Annotated in this window: 2 protein-coding genes; both read left to right on the plus strand. The window is 68.2% G+C overall.

Going from position 1 to position 1,861, the window contains the following annotated elements; genetic code table 11:
* The first annotated feature begins 127 nt into the window (after positions 1 to 127).
* Positions 128 to 802 (plus strand): amino acid ABC transporter permease, encoded by a 675-nt coding sequence (locus ACZ573_RS13925; RefSeq protein WP_471303233.1) that lies wholly within the window; start codon positions 128 to 130, stop codon positions 800 to 802.
* Entirely contained in the window at positions 799 to 1,692 is an 894-nt protein-coding gene (locus ACZ573_RS13930; RefSeq protein WP_471303236.1) for an amino acid ABC transporter permease, read from the plus strand. The genes ACZ573_RS13925 and ACZ573_RS13930 overlap by 4 nt, the downstream gene beginning before the upstream one ends.
* The last annotated feature ends 169 nt before the right edge of the window (positions 1,693 to 1,861 follow it).

Below are 1,861 nucleotides of genomic sequence, written 5' to 3' on the forward strand. Positions count from 1 at the left end.
AACAATACAACAACCAACACCAAAAACACAAAACCCCCCCCCCCCCCGCCCCCCCCCCCCCCCCCCCCCCCCCCCCCCCCCCCCCCCCCCCACCTCACCGGCCATCCTGGGGAGAGCGCAGGGCAACGTGTTCGACTTTCTTACTTCCGGGCAGTACGACGTGCTCGGAGCCTTCTGGGTGACGGTGCAGCTCACCCTCTACTCGGCGATCGGATCCCTGATCTGGGGCCTGATGCTGGCCGGCATGCGGGTCAGTCCGGTCCCGCTGATGCGGACCTTCGGCACGACGTACGTCAACGTCGTGCGCAACACTCCGCTGACCCTGCTGGTGCTCGGCTGCTCGCTGGGCTTGGACCAGACCCTGGGCATCACGCTCGCGGGCGGGAACTCCAAGGAGATCGGATTTCGCCTCGCAGTCCTGGGCTTGATCGCCTACACCGGCACCTTCGTCTGTGAGGCGCTCCGCTCGGGCATCAACACCGTGCCCGTCGGCCAGGCCGAGGCCGCTCGTGCGCTGGGTCTGAGCTTCTTCCAGGTGCTCACTCTGATCGTGCTGCCCCAGGCCTTCCGGGCGGTCGTCGGACCGCTCACCAATGTGCTGATCGCCCTCACCAAGAACACCACGGTGGCGGCGACCATCGGCGTGGCCGAAGCGGCCCTGCTGATGAAGGAAATGCTGGAGAACGAGGCGGACTCGCTCTTCGCGGTCTTCGGGGTCTTCGCCCTCGGCTTCGTCCTGCTGACCCTGCCCACCGGCCTGCTTCTGGGCTGGGTGGCCAAGCGAGTGGCGGTGAAGCGATGAGCTCCGTTCTGTACGACACCCCCGGCCCCAAGGCCAAGTTCCGCAACTGGATCTACACCGGCGTCTTCGCGGTGCTTGTCGCGCTGGCGCTGTGGTGGATTCTCGCCCGGATGGCGGAGAAGAACCAGCTCGACGCCGACAAGTGGACCCCCTTCGTCACTGACAGCCAGGTCTGGACGACGTTCCTTCTGCCCGGCCTCGGCGAGACGCTGAAGGCAGGTCTGATCGCCATGGTGATCGCCCTGCCGCTGGGCGCGATCCTCGGTATCGCCCGGCTCTCGGACCATGCCTGGGTGCGCGTACCCGTCGGCGCGGTCGTGGAGTTCTTCCGCGCCATCCCGGTCCTCATCCTGATGATCTTCAGCTCGGCGCTGTATGTAATGCTCGGCACCGTCAGCTCCGACCTGCGGCCGCTGTATGCCGTTGTCACGGGCCTCGTCCTGTACAACGCCTCGGTCATCGCGGAGATCGTCCGGGCCGGCATCCTGTCGCTGCCCCGCGGCCAGACCGACGCCGCCAAGGCCATCGGCATGCGCAAGGGTCAGACCATGCTGTACGTCTTGGTCCCGCAGGCCGTCACGGCGATGCTGCCCGCGCTGGTCAGCCAGCTCGTGGTGATCCTCAAGGACACGGCACTCGGCGGCGCCTTCCTGGGCTTCGCCGACCTGATGTCGATGAACCGGCAGATCTCCGCCAACTACAGCAACACGATCGCGACCATGGTCGTGATCGCCCTGATCTACATCGCGGTGAACTTCACCCTGACCACGCTGGCCTCCGCGTTGGAGAAGCGGCTCCGGCAGTCGAAGAAGGGCACCGGCGCCGTCCTCGAGGGCGACGTGGCCGAGGTCGACGCGGGCGGCGCGGCCGGCGTGGGCAAGGCCCCCTGACCCGAAGGCCCCGGCCGGTGCCGGGGCACCATCGCTGACCCCCAGTCAGTACACAGGCATGGGACATGTGGTGGGGGGGGGGGGAGCCCCCCCCCCCCCCCCCCCCCCCCCCCCTCCTCCCCCCCCCCCCCCCCCCCCCGGTGTCCACTCTTTTTCCCCCCCCCCCCTT

The sequence above is a fragment of the Streptomyces sp. NPDC040545 genome (assembly GCF_055595065.1).

What these genes read in the sequence shown, in the direction of transcription:
- ACZ573_RS13930 (WP_471303236.1), top strand. Translation starts at nt 799, where the DNA reads ATGAGCTCCGTTCTGTACGACACCCCCGGCCCCAAGGCCAAGTTCCGC.